We start from the raw sequence: 17,121 nt of genomic DNA, 5'->3' as shown, positions 1-17,121 counted from the left end.
TCCCCACGGGGAACACCTCGGTCGTGGGCGCGCCGGCGGCGCGCGGGAACCACAGCGTCCGAACAGGACGGAGCACTCGTGCCCGGCGGAAGGGGACTCGCCATGTCGGACCTGCCCGAGACCGCGCACGCCCAGCAGCAGCGGCCACCGGGGGCCACCGGGGACATGGAACCGCGGCCCCGCGACGAGATGCGCGACTACGTCGGCGCGGGCCACCTCGCCGGCAAGAAGGCGCTCATCACCGGCGGTGACTCGGGGATCGGGCGAGCGGTGGCCGTCGCCTTCGCCAAGGAGGGCGCGGACGTGGCCATCTGCTACGTCAGCGAGGACGAGGAGGACGACGCGCGCCACACCGCGTCGCTGGTGCAGGAGCAAGGTCGGTCCTGCCACGTGCACCGCCGCGACCTCGGCAGCGAGGACACCTGCGTCGCGCTGGTCCGGGACGCGGTCGAGCAGCTGGGCGGCCTGGACGTGCTGGTGAACCACGCCGGCACGCAAGCCCCGCAGCAGGACCTGCGGGCGATCAGCGACGAGCAGTTCGACCGGACGTTCAAGGTCAACGTCTACGCGGTCTTCTGGCTGTGCCGGGCCGCGCTCGACCACATGCCGGACGGTGCCGCGATCATCAACACCGGCTCGGTCAACGGCTTGCGGGGCAACAAGACCCTGATGGACTACTCCGCGACCAAGGGCGCGGTGCACGCGTTCACCCAGTCGCTCGCGCAAGCGCTGGTGGGGCGGCGGATCCGGGTCAACTGCGTGGCACCCGGTCCAGTGTGGACACCGCTGATCCCGTCCACCTTCCCCGAGGAGAAGGTGGAGGGGTTCGGTGAGCAGACGCCGATGGGGCGCATGGCGCACCCCGACGAGATCGCGCCCTCCTACGTCTTCTTCGCCTCGGACCGGCTCTCCAGCTACTACTCGGGCGAAGTGCTCGCGCCGGTGGGGGGCGAGACCCACCCCGGGTGACGGAGGTCCTCCGGGGACAACGCGGAGACCGGGCTCGTCACCCGGTCACCGCCGGAGCGAACCGGGTGTTCCGGTGCGGGACGCCCCACGACGAGCAGATCGGAGGTCACCGGACATGCCTGCTCGTGACGAACTCCCCTCCACACTGCGCCGTTCACCGAAGGGCGCGCAGGAGACGTGGATCAAGGCGCACGACAGCGCGGTCGAGTCCTACGGGGAAGGACGGCGCGCGCACCAGACGGCCTACTCGGCCCTCAAGCACACCTACGAGAAGGTCGGCGACCGGTGGATGCCCAAGCAGCGCAAGGGCCCGTCGGACGAGCAGGCGAAGCGCGGCGCCGGCCGGCCGCAGAAGCGGACCAGCGGCGGGGTCGACGCGCAGGCGAGCAAGAAGCACCTGTACGAGCGGGCGCGCGAGCTCGGCATCTCCGGGCGCTCGTCGATGACCAAGCAGCAGCTGGTGGAGGCGCTGCGCAAGGAGAGCGGTCGCCAGACGCGACGGGCGCGGTCGTGACGTCCGCGCCCACCGCTCCGGCACCGGCACGGCGGACACCGGTCCCGGCCGGCCGGGGGCGCCGGCGCTGCCGTCGCCCGGCGGAGCCCGACCGGGGAGGGGCCATGCGCGGTGAGGCGTTCGTGGCGGAGGTCGGGCGCCGGACCGGCCTGCCCGAGCGGGAGGCGGCGGCCGTGGTGCGGGCGACGTTGCTGACCCTGGCGCAGCGGGTGCCCGGTGCCACGGCGAGCCGGCTCGCGGCCGAGGTGGAGCCGGGGTTCGCCCGGTACCTGCGCGGCACCCCGGGCGCCGCCCCGGAGGAGTTCGACATCTGCGAGTTCATCGACCGGGTCAGCACGTACTCGGGCCTCGGCACGCCGGAGAGCACCTACGGGGCGCGGGTGGTGTTCGAGCTGCTGCACGGGGTGGTCGACGCGCAGACGCTGGTCGAGGTGCGGGCGGCGCTCAGCTGCGACCTGCACGTCTTCCTCGACGCAGGCAAGCCCGCACGCGGGACGGACTGACGCAGCCGAACACGGAGGTGCCCATGCGAGCGCTCACCTGGCAGGGACCGCGGAACGTCCAGGTCACCGACGTTCCCGATCCGCGGCTGGAAGCCGACACCGACGCGATCGTCGAGGTGACCACCACCGCCATCTGCGGGTCCGACCTGCACCTCTACGAGCTGCTCGGCCCCTTCCTGGAGCAGGGCGACGTCCTCGGCCACGAGCCGATGGGCATCGTCCGGGAGACCGGGGCGGCCGTCGAGCACATCAAGCCCGGGGACCGGGTCGTCGTCCCGTTCAACATCGCCTGCGGGCACTGCTGGATGTGCGACCGCGGGCTGTTCGCGCAGTGCGAGACGACGCAGGTGCGCGACCAGGGGTCCGGTGCGGCGCTGTTCGGCTACACCAAGCTCTACGGCAGCGTGCCGGGCGGTCAGGCCGAGCTGCTGCGGGTCCCGCAGGCGCAGTTCGGGCCGATCAAGGTGCCCGAGGGCCCACCGGACGAGCAGTTCGTCTACCTCTCGGACGTGCTGCCGACGGCGTGGCAGGCGGTCGCGTTCGCGTCGGTCCCCGAGCGGGGCTCGGTGCTGGTGCTCGGGCTCGGCCCGATCGGGCAGATGTGCGCGCGGATCGCGGCCCACCTCGGGAGGCGGGTGATCGGCGTCGACCTGGTCCCGGAGCGGTTGGAGATGGCGGCGCGGCACGGCGTCGAGGTGATCGACGCGCGGGAGGAGGACGACGTGCCGGCCGTGGTCCGGGACCGGACGGAGGGGCGCGGCACCGACTCGGTGATCGACGCGGTCGGCATGGAGGCGCACGGCTCGCCGGGGGCGGAGTTCCTGCAGAAGATGGTCACCGCCCTGCCCGACGCGGTGGCGGAGCCGATGATGACCAAGGCCGGCGTGGACCGGCTGACGGTGCTGTACCAGTGCATCGACGCGGTGCGGCGTGGCGGGACGATCTCGCTCAGCGGCGTCTACGCGGGCACCGCCGACCCGCTGCCCATGCTGACGATGTTCGACAAGGGCGTGCGGATCGCCATGGGGCAGGCGCACGTCAGGCGCTGGATCCCCGACGTGCTGCCGCTGGTGCAGGACGAGTCCGACCCGCTCGGGGTCCTCGACCTGGCCACCCACCGGCTGCCGCTGGAACAGGCGCCGCACGGCTACGACATCTTCCAGCGCAAGGTCGACGGCGCGATCAAGGTCCTGCTGCAACCAGGCACGTGACGACCAGGCCCGGTGCCGGCTGCGGGCGGCTCAGCGGCGGTGGGTCGCGGCTGCGGTGAGGCAGAAGGCGGCGAAGGCGACGAAGCCGGTGGCGATCGACCACAGCGCGATCCGGCCGGCCAGGGGACCGGCGAGCAGGTGCAGGGCCCGGTCCAGGCCGCCGGACTTGCCGGGGTCGCTCGACACCGCGGCCGCGGCGAGGAGGACGCCGATGCCGGCGTAGGCGAGTCCCTTGGCCACCCAGCCGACCAGCCCGACCCGCTCGACCCAGCACCGGGTGCGCTCGGAGAGCCCGCTCAGGTCGAGGTCCTCGCGGAAGCTGCGGAGCAGCCCGCGGCGGACGGTCGCCACGGCGACCACCAGCACCGCGACGGCGACCACCGCGACGAGGACCCAGCCGGCGGGCAGCCGGAGCAGGTCGGCGGTGAGGTGCTGCTGCTGCGCGCTGCTCGAGCCGATCCGCTCGCCGGCGCACTGCCGCGCCGCCAGCAGCCCGAGGCCGAGCGAGAACACCGCGCGCCCGAGCGCGCCGAGCTTCCGGGCGATCCGGGTGGGTCGCTCCTGGACCCAGCGGAACCCGATCACCGCCATGACGAGCTGTGACACCGCGAACGCGCCCAGTCCCGCCGCGAGGGCGGCCAGCAGGGCCGAGCCGACGGGCTGCTGGGCGAGCTTGGCGATCGCACCCTGCGGAGCCGGCTGCTCCTGCCGCTCGCCGAGCGAGACCTCGACCGCGAGCCAGGCGATGACCAGGTGGACGGTCCCGTAGGAGGACCACCCGAGCACGCCCAGGACCCGCACCGCGGTGCTGCCCTCGGCGCGCCGGGCTCGACGGGTGAGATCGGTCATGACGTCCTCGTGCGTGGCCCGGCAGGGCGCCGGTCCGCCTGGGCGGGGTCCGCCGGTGTCGGCTCGGTCCCGCCGTCCGCGGCGGCTGCGACTCCACGGCGAGTACCCCGACGGCGATCGGCGGAAACCGCCGGCGCGGTGAGCGCGCTGACTGCTCGTGACCAGTCGTTCTGCGGAAAGTCCCGAGTGGCAACGGATTCCGGCCGCACCCTGAGAAGCCGAACACAAATGGTTTTCAGCTTCCGCGCGTGAGTGCCACGGTGCGTGGTGCGCCGCGATCCGGCGCGGCCCGGCGTGCTGCCCCGAACCTCCGGCCGCCGGTCACTCCTCCCCCGGAAAGGACCCCACCGTGCGCGCCTCCGCCGCGACCATGTTCCGCGCGCTGACACACGCGAACTACCGGCGCTGGGCGTGCGCAGACGTCGTCTCGGTGACCGGGGCGTGGATGCAGAACCTCGCGCTCAACTGGTTCGTCCTCGTCAAGACCGGATCGCCCGGGATGCTCGGGCTGTCGCTGCTGTTCCAGGTCCTCCCCAGCGTGGTCCTGTCCCCGTTCGCCGGTGCGCTGGCCGACCGCTGGCCGACCCGGCGCGTGCTGTTCGTGACCCAGACGCTGCACGGCGTGCTCGCGCTCGTGCTCGCCGGCCTGGCCTGGGCCGACGGGCCGCTGCCCGCGGTGTACGCCACCGCGCTGGTGGGCGGCGTGGTCACCGTGTTCGACGGCCCGGCGCTCGGCCGCTTCGGGTCCCAGCTCGTCCCGCGGGAGGACCTGGGCAACGCGCTGGCGCTCGGGTCGATCATCAGCTCCGGTGGTCGCGTCCTCGGCATGGGCCTGGCCGGCGCGCTCGTGGTGGTCACCGGCGTCCCGGTGCTCCTGCTGCTCAACGCGCTGAGCTTCGGCGCCGTGCTGGTCGCGCTCGCCCGCGTCCGGCCGGAGGGGATGTTCGCGTTGCGGACCAGCACCCCGGAGCGGTCCGGGGTCACCGCCGGGCTGCGCTACGTGCTCGGGCACCGGCCGCTGGTCGTGCTGTTCCTGCTCAGCTTCGTGCTGTCCTGCCTCGGCCGGAACTACCAGGTCACGATGGCGGCCATGAGCGAGGGGCCGCTGGACGGCGGCCCGCAGGGGTACGGGTTCCTCTCCGTGGTCTTCGCCGCGGGCACCATCGTCGGCGGGTTCGTCGCCGCGGCGTGCAAGCAGCTGACGCTGCGGCTGGTGCTGGTCATGGCCCTGGTCACGAGCGTGCTGCAGCTGTCCAGCGGGTCCGCCCCCGTGCTGGGGGCCTTCGCCGCGTACCTGTTCCCGATCGCTGTCGGGGCCGTGGTGCTGGACACCGCCACCAGCACGCGGATCCAGCTGGACACCGACGAGGACATGCGCGGCCGGGTGCTGGCGGCCAAGAGCATGGTGACCGCGGCCTCCGGCGCGGTCGGCGGCCCGCTGCTGGGGTGGCTGTCGGAGTTCGCCGGCCCCGGTCGTGCGCTCGAGGTCGCCGGCCTGGTCACCGTGCTGGCCACGGTGGTCGCCTGGGTGCTGTTCGCCCGGTCCCCGCAGCGCCGCGCGCTGCCCGCGCACGCCCGCTGGACGCACCTGGTGGCCCCGACCTCCGTCCCGGCCGAGAAGCCCGCCGCACGGGGGAAGGCGACGCGCCGGCCCGCTCGCGGACCACGGTGGACCGGGCCGGGCGGGCGGCTCACCCGGAGAGGGCGCGCCGCGCGGCCCGCCCGCGACTAGCCCACGTAGCGGCGCGCGGGGGAGTTCCGCTGCGGTTCCTCCAGCAGCCGGAGCCGCCGCTCGACCTCGTCCGGGACCACCTCCCGCTCCCGCACCACCCACGGGGCGAGCCGGCAGGTGCGCAGCACCGCACCCGCGGTGCAGCGGTCCTTGGGCGCGCTCGCCAGCACCGCGGCGCTGCGCCGCAGCGCGTCGCGCACCGGCCGCCGCAACCACGCGGTCAGCAAGGTGTTGCGGATGCCCAGCTGCCGGCGGAGGCGGGCGTTGCGGGCCGTCGACGGCCGGTGGTGGACCACGACGTCCTCCCGCCAGCACAGCCACCAGCCGCTCGCCACCAGGTCGAGCGCGAGCAGCTCCTCCTCGCCGCCGAGCCACAACCGCGCGGAGAAACCGCCGGCCGCGCGGAACGCGTCCACGCGGAAGGCGGTGAGCGCGGCCATCACGCTCATCAGCGCCGGGCCGGGCAACCAGTGCGGGGCCGGGACCGGGGACGCGCGCAGCTCCGGCACGAGCGGGTCCTCGCGCAGGCCCGGCTCGACCAGGCACCGCCCCATCACCGCGCCCACGCTGGGGTGCTCGTCCAGCACGTCGGCGGCGCGGTCCAGGGACCCGGGCTGCCACGTGGTGTCGTCGTCGCAGAACGCGACGTAGGGCGTGGTGACGTGCTCGACCGCCCAGTTCCGCGCGGCCGCCCCGAGGTTGTGGTCGTGGCGCAGCAGGCGCACGCCCGGGAACTCGGCGCGCACCCGCGCGGCCGTGCCGTCGTGAGATCCGTTGTCCACCACGATGATCGGTGGGGCGTCCGGGATGCGCGTCATGTGCTCCAGCGTCCGGAGCAGCTCCGCGCACCGCTCGTGCGTCATGACGACGACGGAAATGCGGTCGTTCTCCCCGTTCCCCGGCACGCGCCCCGGTTACCCCGGCGGCAGCGGTGTCAACCGCCGGTTTGCGGTGCGGCCGCGCGGGGTAGCCCAGCGAGCGACTGGGGAGGGGTGGACCTCGTGGGATGGCACTTCCGCCGGGCCGTGGTCACAGGTGGGGCCGGTTTCCTCGGTTCCCACCTGTGCGAGGAGCTCATCGCGCGCGGGACGTCGGTGATCTGCGTGGACAACCTGTGCACGGGCACCGAACGCAACCTCGCCGGGCTGCGCTCCGACCCGCGCTTCGAGTTCGTCGCGCACGACATCGCGCGCGACGCCTACCACGTCGACGACGTCGACCTGGTGGTGCACCTCGCCTCGCCGGCGTCCCCGGTGGACTACTCCCGCATGCCGCTGGAGACCCTGCGCGCGGGCAGCAGCGGCACCCAGCACGCGCTGGAACTGGCCGAGCGCAACGGGGCCCGCTTCCTGCTCGCCTCCACCAGCGAGGTCTACGGCGACCCGCTGCGCCACCCGCAGTCCGAGGACTACTGGGGCAACGTCGACCCCGTCGGGCCGCGCGCGGTGTACGACGAGGCCAAGCGCTACGCCGAAGCGCTCACCTCCGCCTACGGCAGGCACCGCGGGGTGGCGACCCGGATCGCTCGGGTGTTCAACTCCTTCGGCCCGCGCATGCGTCCCGACGACGGGCGGGTGGTGTCCACGTTCGTCCGCCAAGCACTGCGGGACGAGGCGATCACCGTGCACGGCGACGGGAACCAGACCCGCTCACTGTGCTATGTGGACGACACCGTCCGCGGGCTGCTCGCGGTCGCGGCCGGGGACCGGCCGACGCCGGTGAACATCGGGCGGCCGGGGGAGATCCCGGTGCGCGGCCTGGCCGAGCTGGTCCGCAGCCTCGCCGGGTCGCGCTCGCCGATCGAGCACGTCGCCGCCGCCGCGGGCGAACCCCGTCGGCGCTGCCCGGACATCACCGTGGCGATCAGCGAGCTCGGCTGGCGCCCGGAGGTCGGTGTCGTGGAGGGCCTGCGCCGCACCATGGAGTGGTTCACCGCCGACGCGGCGTCCGGTCAGCGGCGAGTCCGAGCAGTTCCCGGCGGATCCCGGCCACCGCGCGCAGCGCGGTCGTGACGTCGGCGTCGGTGAAGGCGTGCGAGCGCCCCCCGTAGAGGCTCACCGCGCCGTCCAGCTGCGGGCTGCCGGTGAGCGGGACGATGAGGAAGCTGAACACGTGCGCTTCGCGGGCGGCGCGCGCGAAGCGGGGCCAGCAGATCCGGACCTGGGTGACGTCGGCGTGCACCGCGCGGCGCGTGCGCGCCACCTCCACCCGCGGACCCGAGCCCTCCCGGAGCTGGCCGGCGTCGATCGCGGCGGCGCGTGAGTCGGTGTGCAGCGACAGCCGGACCGGGGCGGCGCTGCTGAGGCAGCCCATCGCGGCGCCGGGAACGGTCAGCACGAGCCCGGACAGCAGCGCGCCCAGCACCGGTGCCCCGGTGTGCTCGCGGCGTCCGTCCACGCCTGTCGCCCCCCGTCGGTCGCTGGTGGGCCCGTCGTCAGCTCGTCCCCTCCAGCACGTCGACTTCCCGGATCACCCGTGCGGGCAGCTGCCTGCGCTGCGCGAGCGCGGTCGGCAGCTGCCGCACGGCCGCGCGCAGGGCGCGGCGGCTCGCCCCGTCGGTGGGACACGCGCGGAGCACCGCGAACGTCCGGTGCAGCGCCGCACCCGGCGCGTAGCGCATCCACGCGATGAGCAGGTTGTTCCGCTCCTCCAGCGCCCGCCGCACCTCGGGCGCGGCCCGCACCGTGGACGGGTGGTGGTGGGCCTGCACGCGCGCCTCGTAGACCAGGTCCCAGCCCGTCGCCGCGAGGTCGTAGGCGAGCAGCTTCTCCTCGGCGCCGAAGAAGAGCGTGGCGCTGAAGCCACCGACCGCCAGGAACGCGCGGCGCCGGACCACCGCGGCGCACGCGGTGAAGCCGAGGACGCGCGGCCCGGGCAGCCCGGCCGGTGTCGGCAGCGGGGAGCGCGCCATCGCCACGTTCACCGGGTCCAGGCGCTCCTCCGGCCCGACGAGCGTGCGCGCGGCGACCAACCCGACCTCGGGGTGCGCCGCGAAGACCTCTTCGGCGCGGTCGAGCGCCCCCTCGGCCCACCACGAGTCGTCGTCGCTGAAGGCGACGTAGCTGGTGCTCGCCCGGTCGACGCCCAGGTTGCGCCCCGCGGCGCCGAGGTTCTCCGGGGCGCGGACCAGGTCGACCTGCGGGTGCTGCTCGGCCACCAGCCGCGCGGTGCCGTCCGTGGAGGCGTTGTCCACGACGACGACCGGCGGCGGGTGCCGCAGCGCGCTGAGCCGGCGCAGCGTGCGGTCGAGCTCCGCGCACCGGTCGCGCGTGGCGATCACGACGGTGGTGTCGCGCGTCATCGGTGCTCCAGCGCTCCGGTGCCGAGGAGGTGTTCGACCCCCGCCCGCACCAGGGGAGAGCGGGTCGCGCGGTGCTCCTGCGCGGCCGCGCGCGCCCGGTCGGACCGGCACCAGGTCCACCACCGGTCCAGCACCGCGTCGTCGAGGTCCTCCGGCCGGACCACCGCGGGCCAGCCCCAGGCGGCGGCTTGGGCGGACACCTTCCCGCCGCCGCGCACCGGGTCGACCGCCAGCGCGGGCCTGCCGCGGGACAACCCGAACACCAGTCCGTGCAGCCGCGTCGTCACCACCACGTCGACCCGGTCGACCAGCGCGCCGAACTGCTCCGCGGTGGCGCAGCAGCGCCAGTCGTCGATCGCCAGCCGGGTGGTCAGCTCCAGCCGGGCGCAGTCGAGCCGGGTGAGCCAGTCCAGCAGTGCCCGGTGCACCGCGTCGTGCGCGCGCCGCTCGCCGTACTCGGGCTGGTCCGGGGCGAGCGCGACGCCCACGACCGGGACCGTCCCCGGCACCGCCACCGGGGCGGCGAGGTCGACCGCGGCGGTGTCCGCCCCGTCACGCGGGAGGACGCGGTGGAAGCCGGTCACCGCGGGGTCGTCGGACCGCAGCACCGACACGCCCACCGCGACGCGGTGGCAGTCCGGGAACCGGGTGTGCAGCTCGCGCACCTGCCAGCCGTGCGCGGGACCGCACACGAAGACGAGGTGGGTGTAGTCCTCCGGGCGCGCGTCGTCGAGGTGCAGGGCGCGCGGTGCGAACCGCGGGCTCCACGCGGTGTCGTGGTCGATCCCGTGTTCGGTCAGCGCCGCCGCCACGTGCTGCGCGCTCAGCACGTCGCCCGCGGTGGCTTCGCCGTGCAGGAAGCTGGCCCACCCGGTGATCAGGACACGCACGAGACCTCCTCGCCTGCCGGGTCCTACCGGCCTACCCGGGATCGGCCGCGCACGTGCCAGTCGGCTCCGGACGGTGAACGACTGACCGGTGTGGATCGAGGAACCGCCGCTGCAGCACGGGTTTCCGGGCACGCGAGGTTTGAGGGTCGCTTCGCAGGGTAGCGATGTGGTCGGGGCGCTGTGGCCGCCGCGGACCGCGGCAGCCCCGGCGCGTGACCCATCGCCGACGGGAGGGGAACCGTGCGCATCCTCGGGATCAACGCCGTTTTCCACGATCCGGCAGCCGCTCTGGTGGTGGACGGCCGCATCGTCGCCGCGGCGGAGGAGGAGCGGTTCTCCCGCCGCAAGCACGGCAAGCGCCCGGTCCCCTTCTCCGCGTGGGAACAACCGGAGCTCGCGGCCGCGTGGTGCTTGCGCCACGCCGGCCTCACACCCGCGGACCTCGACGCGGTCGCCTACTCCTACGACCCGAGCCTGGTGGACCACGCGCTGCCCGGGGTCGACGCGAAGTGGGAGCACCTGCGCACCACCTTCGCGCTCCGCGCGCCGCAGTTCCTGCGCACCGCACTGCCCGGGCTGGACCCGGAGGTCGTGCGGTTCGTGCCGCACCACGAGGCGCACGCGGCGTCCGCCGGACTGGCCGGGCCGCTCGGCGACTGCGCGGTGCTGACCCTCGACGGCCGCGGGGAGTCCACATCGGCCCTGGCCGGCGAGTACGTCGACGGGCAGTTGCGGGTGCACGCGACGCAGACCCTGCCGCACTCGCTCGGACTGGTGTACGAGGACTTGACCGAGCACCTGGGCTTCCACCGGTCCAGCGACGAGTACAAGGTCATGGCGCTGGCCTCCTACGCGAAACCGACGTTCCTGCCGGACTTCGCCGAGCTCGTCCGGAGCACCGGCGACGGGCACGTCGAGGTCGACCCGATCGACTGGCAGCGGTGGGCGCCCCGCCGGGCGCCGGACGCCGAGATCGAGGAGGTGCACGCCCAGCTGGCCGCCAGCGTCCAGGCCCGCCTGGAGGAGGTGCTGCTCGACCTCGCCGGGTGGCTGCACCGCCGGACGGGGCGGGACCGGCTGGCGATGGCCGGTGGGGTCGCGCTGAACTGCGTGGCGAACACCCGCCTGGCCGCGGCGGGTCCCTTCCGCGAGGTGTGGGTGCAACCCGCTGCCGGTGACGCGGGGACCGCGCTGGGCGCGGCGCTGCACGTCGCCGCCGCGCACGGCGAGCCGATCGAGCCGATGACCGGCGCCGACCTCGGCCGCGAGTGGTCCGACGCGGAGGTCGAAGCGCTGCTGCGGACCGCCGACGTGCGCTACGAGCGGCCCGACGACGTCGCCGACGTGGCCGCCGAGGCGCTGGCGCGCGACGAGGCGGTCGGGTGGTTCCAGGGCCGCAGCGAGTTCGGGCCGCGGGCGCTGGGGCACCGCTCGCTGCTCGCGCACCCCGGCCACGCCGCGAACGCCGAGCGGCTCAACGACATCAAGGGACGCGAGCAGTTCCGCCCGGTGGCGCCCATGACGCTGGCCGAACGCGCGGGCGAGCTGTTCTCCCGCGGACCGCTGCCCAGCCCGTACATGCTCTTCGTGCACGACGTGGCACCGGACTGGCAGGACCGCGTCCCGGCCGCGGTGCACGTCGACGGGACCGCCCGGCCGCAGACCGTCGACCGGGAGCGGGAACCGCTGCTGGCCCGGCTGCTGGACCGCTTCCACGAGCGCACCGGTCTGCCCACGCTGGTCAACACCAGCTTCAACACCGCGGGCCGCCCGATGGTCGACAGCCCGGTCGACGCGCTGGAGTGCTTCGGCTCCTCGGCGATCGACCTGCTGGTCCTCGGGCCCTTCGCGGTCCGGCGCCACGGCGGTGCGCGATGAGCGGGGAGCACCTCGACTACGCCGTCGTGATCCCCACGACGGGGCGGCCCAGCCTCGGCGCCCTGCTCCGGGCGCTGGACACCGACAGCGGCCCGGCGCCGCGCGAGGTCGTCGTCGTCGACGACCGCCCGGAACCGGGGCCGCCGCTGGACCTGCCGGAGACGGCGCTGCCGTGCGCGGTCGTCCGGTCCGGCGGGCGCGGTCCGGCGGCCGCGCGCAACGAGGGCTGGCGCCGTGTGGACGCCGAGTGGGTGGTGTTCCTCGACGACGACGTGGTCCCCGGTCCACTGTGGAGGAAGTCGCTCGTCGGCGACCTCGACGTGCCGCCCGACGTGGCCGGGTGCCAGGGCACGATCACCGTGCCGCTGCCGGGATCCCGCCGCCCCACCGACTGGGAGCGCGGCACCGCGGGGCTCGCCGACGCGTGGTGGATCACCGCGGACATGGCCTACCGGCGCGAGGTCCTGGAGCGCTGCGGCGGTTTCGACGAGCGGTTCCGCCGCGCCTTCCGCGAGGACGCCGACCTGGCGCTGCGGGTGCAGGCGACCGGCCACCGTCTGGTCACCGGGAGCCGGGCCACCGAGCACCCGGTGCGTGCCGCCGGGTTCTTCGCGAGCGTGCGGGCGCAGGCGGGCAACGCCGACAACGCCATCATGCGCCGCAAGCACGGCACCCGGTGGCGGCGGCGCATCGGGGAAGGCCCCGGGCGCACCCGGCGGCACCTCGCGACCACCGTCGCCGGGCTCACGGCCGCGCTCGCCGCGTGCGGGCGGGGACGGCGGTGGCGCACGACGGCGAAGGCCGCCGCCGCGGTGTGGCTGGCGCTGACCGCGGAGTTCGCGACGCGACGCATCGCCCCCGGACCGCGCGCGCCCGGGGAACTCGCGCGGATGCTGGTCACCAGCGTGCTCATCCCGCCGGCGGCGTGCTGGCACCGGCTGCGCGGGGAGTGGCGCACCGCCCGCGCCGGGCAGCGCAAGCCGGCCGCGGTGCTGTTCGACCGGGACGACACGCTCGTCCACGACGTCCCCTACAACGGCGACCCGGCCCAGGTGCGGCCGAAGCGCGGCGTCCGCGCCGCGCTCGACCGGCTGCGGGTGGACGGCGTCCCGATCGGGGTGGTGAGCAACCAGTCCGGCGTGGCGCGCGGGCTGCTGACCGAGGACGACCTCGCCGCGGTGAACGCCGAGGTGCGCCGCCAGCTGGGCCCGTTCGACACCTGGCAGTGCTGCGTGCACGGCGAGGACGACGGCTGCGACTGCCGGAAACCGGCACCGGGGCTCGTCGAGCGCGCCGCGGCGGACCTGGGCGTCCCGCCGGGGGAGTGCGTGGTCATCGGCGACACCGGCGCGGACGTGGCGGCGGCGACCGCCGCCGGTGCGCGGGCGGTCCTGGTGCCCACCGACCGGACGCGGCCCGAGGAGATCACCGATGCGCTGCTCACCGCGGAGGTGGCGCCCACGGTCGAGGACGCGGTCGCGCGGATGCTGGGCAGGACGACATGACCCGGCGGGTCCTCGTCGCGCGCCTGGACAACGTCGGCGACGTGCTGCTCGCGGGGGCCGGCGGTGCGGGCGGTGGCCGCGCACGCCGACCGGGTCTGCGTGCTCGCCGGACCGCGCGGCTCGGCGGGCGCGCACCTGCTGCCGGGGGTCGACGAGGTCGTGGAGTGGTGCGCGCCGTGGATCGACCCGGAGCCCCGCCCGGTCTCCGAGTCCGATGTGGACGGTCTTGTGGCGCGGGTCCGGCGGTTCGGCCCCACGGACGCGGTCGTCCTCACCTCCTTCCACCAGTCCCCGCTGCCGCTGGCGCTGCTGCTGCGGCTGGCCGGAGTGCCGCGCATCGCCGCGATCAGCGAGGACTACCCGGGTTCGCTGCTCGACGTCCGGCACCGGGTGGACGGGGACCCCCCGGAAGCCGAACGCGCACTGTCCCTCGCCGCGGCGGCCGGGTTCCCGCTGCCGCCCGGCGACGACGGCAGGCTCCGGGTGCGGGAGCCGCTGCCCGACGTGTCCACCGTGGTCGGCGCGCCGGGGTACGTGGTGGTGCACCCGGGAGCGTCGGTCCCGGCACGGCAGTGGCCCGCCGCCCGGTGCGCGGCGCTCGTGCGCGCGCTGGCCGCGGCCGGCAGGCGGGTGGTGGTCACCGGCGCCGCCGCCGAGCGGGAGCTCACCGCCCGGGTCGCCGGGACCGACGCGCTGGACCTGGGCGGGCGGACCGACCTGCCGCAGCTCGCCGCCGTGCTCGCGGGCGCCGACGTCGTCATCGCCCCGAACACCGGCCCGGCGCACCTCGCGGCCGCGGTCGGGACACCGGTGGTGTCGCTGTTCGCGCCGGTCGTGCGGGCGGCGCGGTGGGCGCCCTACGGCGTGCCCACCGTCCTGCTCGGCGACCAGCACGCGCCCTGCGCCGACACCCGGGCGCGGGTCTGCCCGGTCCCCGGGCACCCGTGCCTGTCGCGGGTGACCGCCGACGACGTGCTCGCGGCGGTGGAGCGGGTGCGGGAGGGAGCGGCATGAGGGTCCTGGTCTGGCACGTGCACGGGTCGTGGACGACGGCGTTCGTCCGCGGCCAGCACACCTACCTGGTTCCGGTCACGCCGAACCGCGACGCCGACGGCCGCGGCCGGGCGCGGACCTTCGACTGGCCGGACCGCGCCGTGGAGGTCGAGCCGGACCAGCTGCGGGACACCGACGTCGACGTCGTCGTGCTCCAGCGGCCGCACGAGGTGGAGCTGACCGAGAAGTGGCTCGGCCGCCGCCCGGGCACCGACGTCCCGGCGGTCTACCTCGAGCACAACACCCCGCGCGGTCCCGCGGTGGCCACCCGGCACCCGCTCGCCGACCGCGACGACGTCCCGGTGGTGGCACGTGACGCACTTCAACCAGGTCTTCTGGGACTGCGGGCGGGCACCCACCACGGTCATCGAGCACGGCATCGTCGACCCCGGCCACCGCTTCACCGGGGAGCTCCCGCGGGCCGGGGCGGTCATCAACGAGCCGCTCCGGCGCGGCAGGCTGGTCGGCACCGACCTGCTGCCGCGGTGCGCGGACGCCGCCCCGCTGGACGTCTTCGGCATGGGCGTGCGCGAGCTGCCGCAGCACCTCGGTTCCCCGCGGATCACCGCGCACGAGGACCTGCCGCAGCACGAGATGCACGCCGCGCTGGCCACCCGCCGCGTGTACCTGCACCCGTTCCGCTGGACCTCCCTCGGGCTCGCGCTGCTGGAGGCGATGCACCTGGGGCTGCCGGTGGTGGCGCTGGCCAGCACCGAAGCGGTCGAGGCGGTCCCGCCGGCGGCCGGGGTGCTCACCACGCGTCCGCAGGTGCTCGCCGAGGCCGTCGCGGCCTTCACCGCCGACCTCGACCTCGCCCGGGAAGCAGGTGCGGCGGCGCGCACCGCGGCGCTGCGCCGGTACTCGCTGGAGCGCTTCCTGGCCGACTGGGACGAGCTGTTGCAGGAGGTGTCGAGATGAGGATCGACCTGGTCTCCGAGCACGCGAGCCCGCTCGCGGCCCTCGGCGGCGTGGACGCGGGCGGGCAGAACGTCCACGTCGCGGAGCTGGCCGGTGGGCTGGCCCGCCGCGGCCACGACGTCGTCGTCCACACACGACGCGACGACACCTCGCTGCCGCAGGTCGTGCGCACCAGCGCCGGGTTCACCGTCGAGCACGTGCCGGCCGGTCCCCCGACCCACGTCCCGAAGGACCACCTCCTGCCCTACATGGAGGAGTTCGGGCGGCAGCTGGCGAAGCGGTGGGCGCACGACCCACCCGACCTCGTGCACGCGCACTTCTGGATGAGCGGGTTGGCGGCCCAGCGCGGCGCGGCCGGGTCGGGGGTGCCGGTGCTGCAGACCTTCCACGCGCTGGGCCGGGTCAAGAGACGGCACCAGGGAGCCGAGGACACCAGCCCGCCGGAGCGCATCGACGTCGAGGCCGACCTCGCGCGCAGCGCCGACGCGGTGATCGCGACCTGCTCCGACGAGGTCGCCGAGCTCGCCGAGATGGGGCTGCCACCCGAGCGCGCCGCCGTGGTGCCCTGCGGCATCGACCTGGCGAGGTTCCGGCCGGACCCGCGCGGCGTCCCGGTGCGCGCCCGCCCCCGGGTCCTGTGCATCGGCCGGCTCGTCGAGCGCAAGGGCGTCGACATCGCCATCCGGGCGCTCGCCGACGTCCCGGACGCGGAGCTGCTCATCGCCGGCGGACCGCCGCCGGCCCAGTGGAGCAGCGACCCGGAGGTCGCCCGCCTCGAGGCCGTCGCCCTGGAGGCCGGGGTGGCCGACCGGACCCGGTTCCTGGGGCAGGTCGAGCACGACCGGGCCCCGCAGCTGTACCGGTCGGTCGACGTGGTCGTCAGCGTGCCCTGGTACGAGCCGTTCGGGACCGTGCCGGTGGAGGCGATGGCGTGCGGCGTGCCGCCGGTGGTCAGCGCGGTCGGCGGGCACCTGGACACGGTCATCGACGGCTGCACCGGGCTGCGCGTGCCCCCGCACGACCCCGCCGCGGTGGCCGAGGCGGTGCGGGAGCTGCTGGCCCGCCCGCGGTGGCGGCAGGAGATGAGCGAGGCCGGGGTCGAGTGGGCCCGCTCGCGCTACGACTGGAACAAGCTCGTCCAGGAGACCGAGGTCGTCTACCGGCAGGTGGTGGCGGCTCCGACGGTCGTTTCGGGAGGGGGAGCGCCGTGATCGAGGAACACTTCACCGCGTTGAGCGCGACCGCGGACCGCACCCGCGCAGCAGCTCCGAAGGTCCGCGCCTGGGCCCGCCGGCTCGTCACCGTGCTGGAGGGCGGCGGCAGGTTGCTGACGTGCGGCAACGGCGGCAGCGCGGCCGAGGCACAGCACCTGAGCGGCGAACTGGCCGGGCGCTTCCTGCGCGACCGCCGGCCCTACGCGGCGATCCCGCTGCACGCCGACACCTCCGCGTTCACCGCGATCCTCAACGACTACGGGGAGCAGGAGGTCTTCGCCCGGGGCGTGCGGGCGCACGGCAGGCCCGGGGACGTGCTCATCGCGCTGTCCACCAGCGGCCGCAGCCACAACGTCATCGCCGCGGCCAAGACCGCCCGGGAGATCGGGGTGCGGGCCTGGGCGCTGACCGGGCCCGCGCCGAACAGCCTCGCCGCCACCTGCGACGACGCGATCTGCGTCGAGGCCGCCGAGGTCGCCACCGTCCAGGAGATCCACCTGGCGCTGGTGCACGCGCTGTGCGCCGAGTTCGACGCGCTCACCGTCGGCCCCGCGGAGGTGCAGCCGTGAAGCTGGCGGTCGTCG

General features: G+C 75.2%; 15 protein-coding genes and 2 pseudogenes. 12 read left to right on the top strand and 5 right to left on the bottom strand.

Features of this window, described 5'->3' with window-relative positions; all coding sequences use genetic code 11:
• The first annotated feature begins 102 nt into the window (after positions 1-102).
• The 4 genes from HNR68_RS21260 to HNR68_RS21245 all read left to right on the top strand — a co-directional run bounded on the left by HNR68_RS21260 (position 103) and on the right by HNR68_RS21245 (position 3,197).
• Positions 103-969: an SDR family oxidoreductase gene (locus tag HNR68_RS21260; RefSeq protein WP_179723518.1), complete on the top strand. Its 867-nt coding sequence runs from the start codon at positions 103-105 to the stop codon at positions 967-969.
• A 115-nt stretch (positions 970-1,084) separates the two neighbouring features.
• Positions 1,085-1,483: a ChaB family protein gene (locus HNR68_RS21255; RefSeq protein ID WP_179723517.1), complete on the top strand. Its 399-nt coding sequence runs from the start codon at positions 1,085-1,087 to the stop codon at positions 1,481-1,483.
• A gap of 104 nt (positions 1,484-1,587) precedes the next feature.
• Positions 1,588-1,986, top strand: coding sequence for a DUF2267 domain-containing protein (locus HNR68_RS21250; protein WP_179723516.1), 399 nt, complete (start codon positions 1,588-1,590; stop codon positions 1,984-1,986).
• Positions 1,987-2,009: 23 nt separating this feature from the next.
• Positions 2,010-3,197: a zinc-dependent alcohol dehydrogenase gene (locus HNR68_RS21245; RefSeq protein ID WP_179723515.1), complete on the top strand. Its 1,188-nt coding sequence runs from the start codon at positions 2,010-2,012 to the stop codon at positions 3,195-3,197.
• Between the two features lie 30 nt (positions 3,198-3,227).
• Here HNR68_RS21245 and HNR68_RS21240 read toward each other — a convergent pair whose 3' ends face one another.
• Entirely contained in the window at positions 3,228-4,046 is an 819-nt protein-coding gene (locus HNR68_RS21240) for a DUF1206 domain-containing protein (RefSeq protein ID WP_179723514.1), read from the bottom strand.
• 349 nt (positions 4,047-4,395) lie between these two features.
• Here HNR68_RS21240 and HNR68_RS21235 point away from each other — a divergent pair, with 349 nt between their 5' ends.
• Entirely contained in the window at positions 4,396-5,778 is a 1,383-nt protein-coding gene (locus HNR68_RS21235) for an MFS transporter (protein WP_343050303.1), read from the top strand.
• Here HNR68_RS21235 and HNR68_RS21230 read toward each other — a convergent pair.
• Positions 5,775-6,683, bottom strand: a complete 909-nt coding sequence (locus HNR68_RS21230; RefSeq protein ID WP_179723513.1) for a glycosyltransferase — start codon at positions 6,681-6,683, stop codon at positions 5,775-5,777. The genes HNR68_RS21235 and HNR68_RS21230 overlap by 4 nt on opposite strands.
• A gap of 96 nt (positions 6,684-6,779) precedes the next feature.
• On the opposite strand from HNR68_RS21230, the gene HNR68_RS21225 reads away from it, so the two are divergent.
• Positions 6,780-7,790 carry an NAD-dependent epimerase/dehydratase family protein gene (locus HNR68_RS21225; RefSeq protein WP_179725339.1) on the top strand — a complete coding sequence of 337 codons (1,011 nt, stop codon included), beginning with the start codon at positions 6,780-6,782 and terminating at the stop codon, positions 7,788-7,790.
• Here the strand turns inward: HNR68_RS21225 and HNR68_RS21220 are convergent.
• Genes HNR68_RS21220 through HNR68_RS21210 form a run of 3 tightly spaced genes read right to left on the bottom strand, consistent with a single transcriptional unit; the run spans position 7,708 to position 9,969 of the window.
• On the bottom strand, positions 7,708-8,175 hold the full coding sequence (locus tag HNR68_RS21220) for a GAF domain-containing protein (RefSeq protein WP_179723512.1): 468 nt from the start codon (positions 8,173-8,175) through the stop codon (positions 7,708-7,710). The two genes, HNR68_RS21225 and HNR68_RS21220, sit on opposite strands and share 83 nt — an antisense overlap.
• A gap of 37 nt (positions 8,176-8,212) precedes the next feature.
• Positions 8,213-9,079: a glycosyltransferase family 2 protein gene (locus tag HNR68_RS21215; RefSeq protein WP_179723511.1), complete on the bottom strand. Its 867-nt coding sequence runs from the start codon at positions 9,077-9,079 to the stop codon at positions 8,213-8,215.
• Positions 9,076-9,969, bottom strand: coding sequence for a polysaccharide pyruvyl transferase family protein (locus tag HNR68_RS21210; protein WP_179723510.1), 894 nt, complete (start codon positions 9,967-9,969; stop codon positions 9,076-9,078). The genes HNR68_RS21215 and HNR68_RS21210 overlap by 4 nt, the downstream gene beginning before the upstream one ends.
• A 240-nt stretch (positions 9,970-10,209) precedes the next feature.
• Between HNR68_RS21210 and HNR68_RS21205 the strand changes: the two genes are divergently transcribed.
• From HNR68_RS21205 to HNR68_RS21180, 6 genes and pseudogenes are all read left to right on the top strand, one after another.
• Positions 10,210-11,847, top strand: a complete 1,638-nt coding sequence (locus tag HNR68_RS21205) for a carbamoyltransferase C-terminal domain-containing protein (protein ID WP_179723509.1) — start codon at positions 10,210-10,212, stop codon at positions 11,845-11,847.
• Positions 11,844-13,352, top strand: a complete 1,509-nt coding sequence (locus tag HNR68_RS21200; RefSeq protein ID WP_179723508.1) for an HAD-IIIA family hydrolase — start codon at positions 11,844-11,846, stop codon at positions 13,350-13,352. Before HNR68_RS21205 ends, HNR68_RS21200 begins: the two co-directional genes overlap by 4 nt.
• Positions 13,349-14,366: pseudogene (locus tag HNR68_RS21195) on the top strand (glycosyltransferase family 9 protein). Before HNR68_RS21200 ends, HNR68_RS21195 begins: the two are co-directional and overlap by 4 nt.
• Positions 14,363-15,323: pseudogene (locus HNR68_RS21190) on the top strand (glycosyltransferase). Before HNR68_RS21195 ends, HNR68_RS21190 begins: the two co-directional pseudogenes overlap by 4 nt.
• Positions 15,320-16,534, top strand: coding sequence for a glycosyltransferase (locus HNR68_RS21185; RefSeq protein ID WP_179723507.1), 1,215 nt, complete (start codon positions 15,320-15,322; stop codon positions 16,532-16,534). The pseudogene HNR68_RS21190 and the gene HNR68_RS21185 overlap by 4 nt, the downstream one beginning before the upstream one ends.
• On the top strand, positions 16,531-17,106 hold the full coding sequence (locus HNR68_RS21180; protein ID WP_179723506.1) for an SIS domain-containing protein: 576 nt from the start codon (positions 16,531-16,533) through the stop codon (positions 17,104-17,106). The genes HNR68_RS21185 and HNR68_RS21180 overlap by 4 nt, the downstream gene beginning before the upstream one ends.
• The last annotated feature ends 15 nt before the right edge of the window (positions 17,107-17,121 follow it).

It is taken from the genome of Saccharopolyspora hordei, from assembly GCF_013410345.1.
Lineage (GTDB): Bacteria > Actinomycetota > Actinomycetes > Mycobacteriales > Pseudonocardiaceae > Saccharopolyspora > Saccharopolyspora hordei.
Note: the sequence above shows the minus strand (reverse complement) of the source record. Positions and strands in the feature narration are given on the sequence as shown.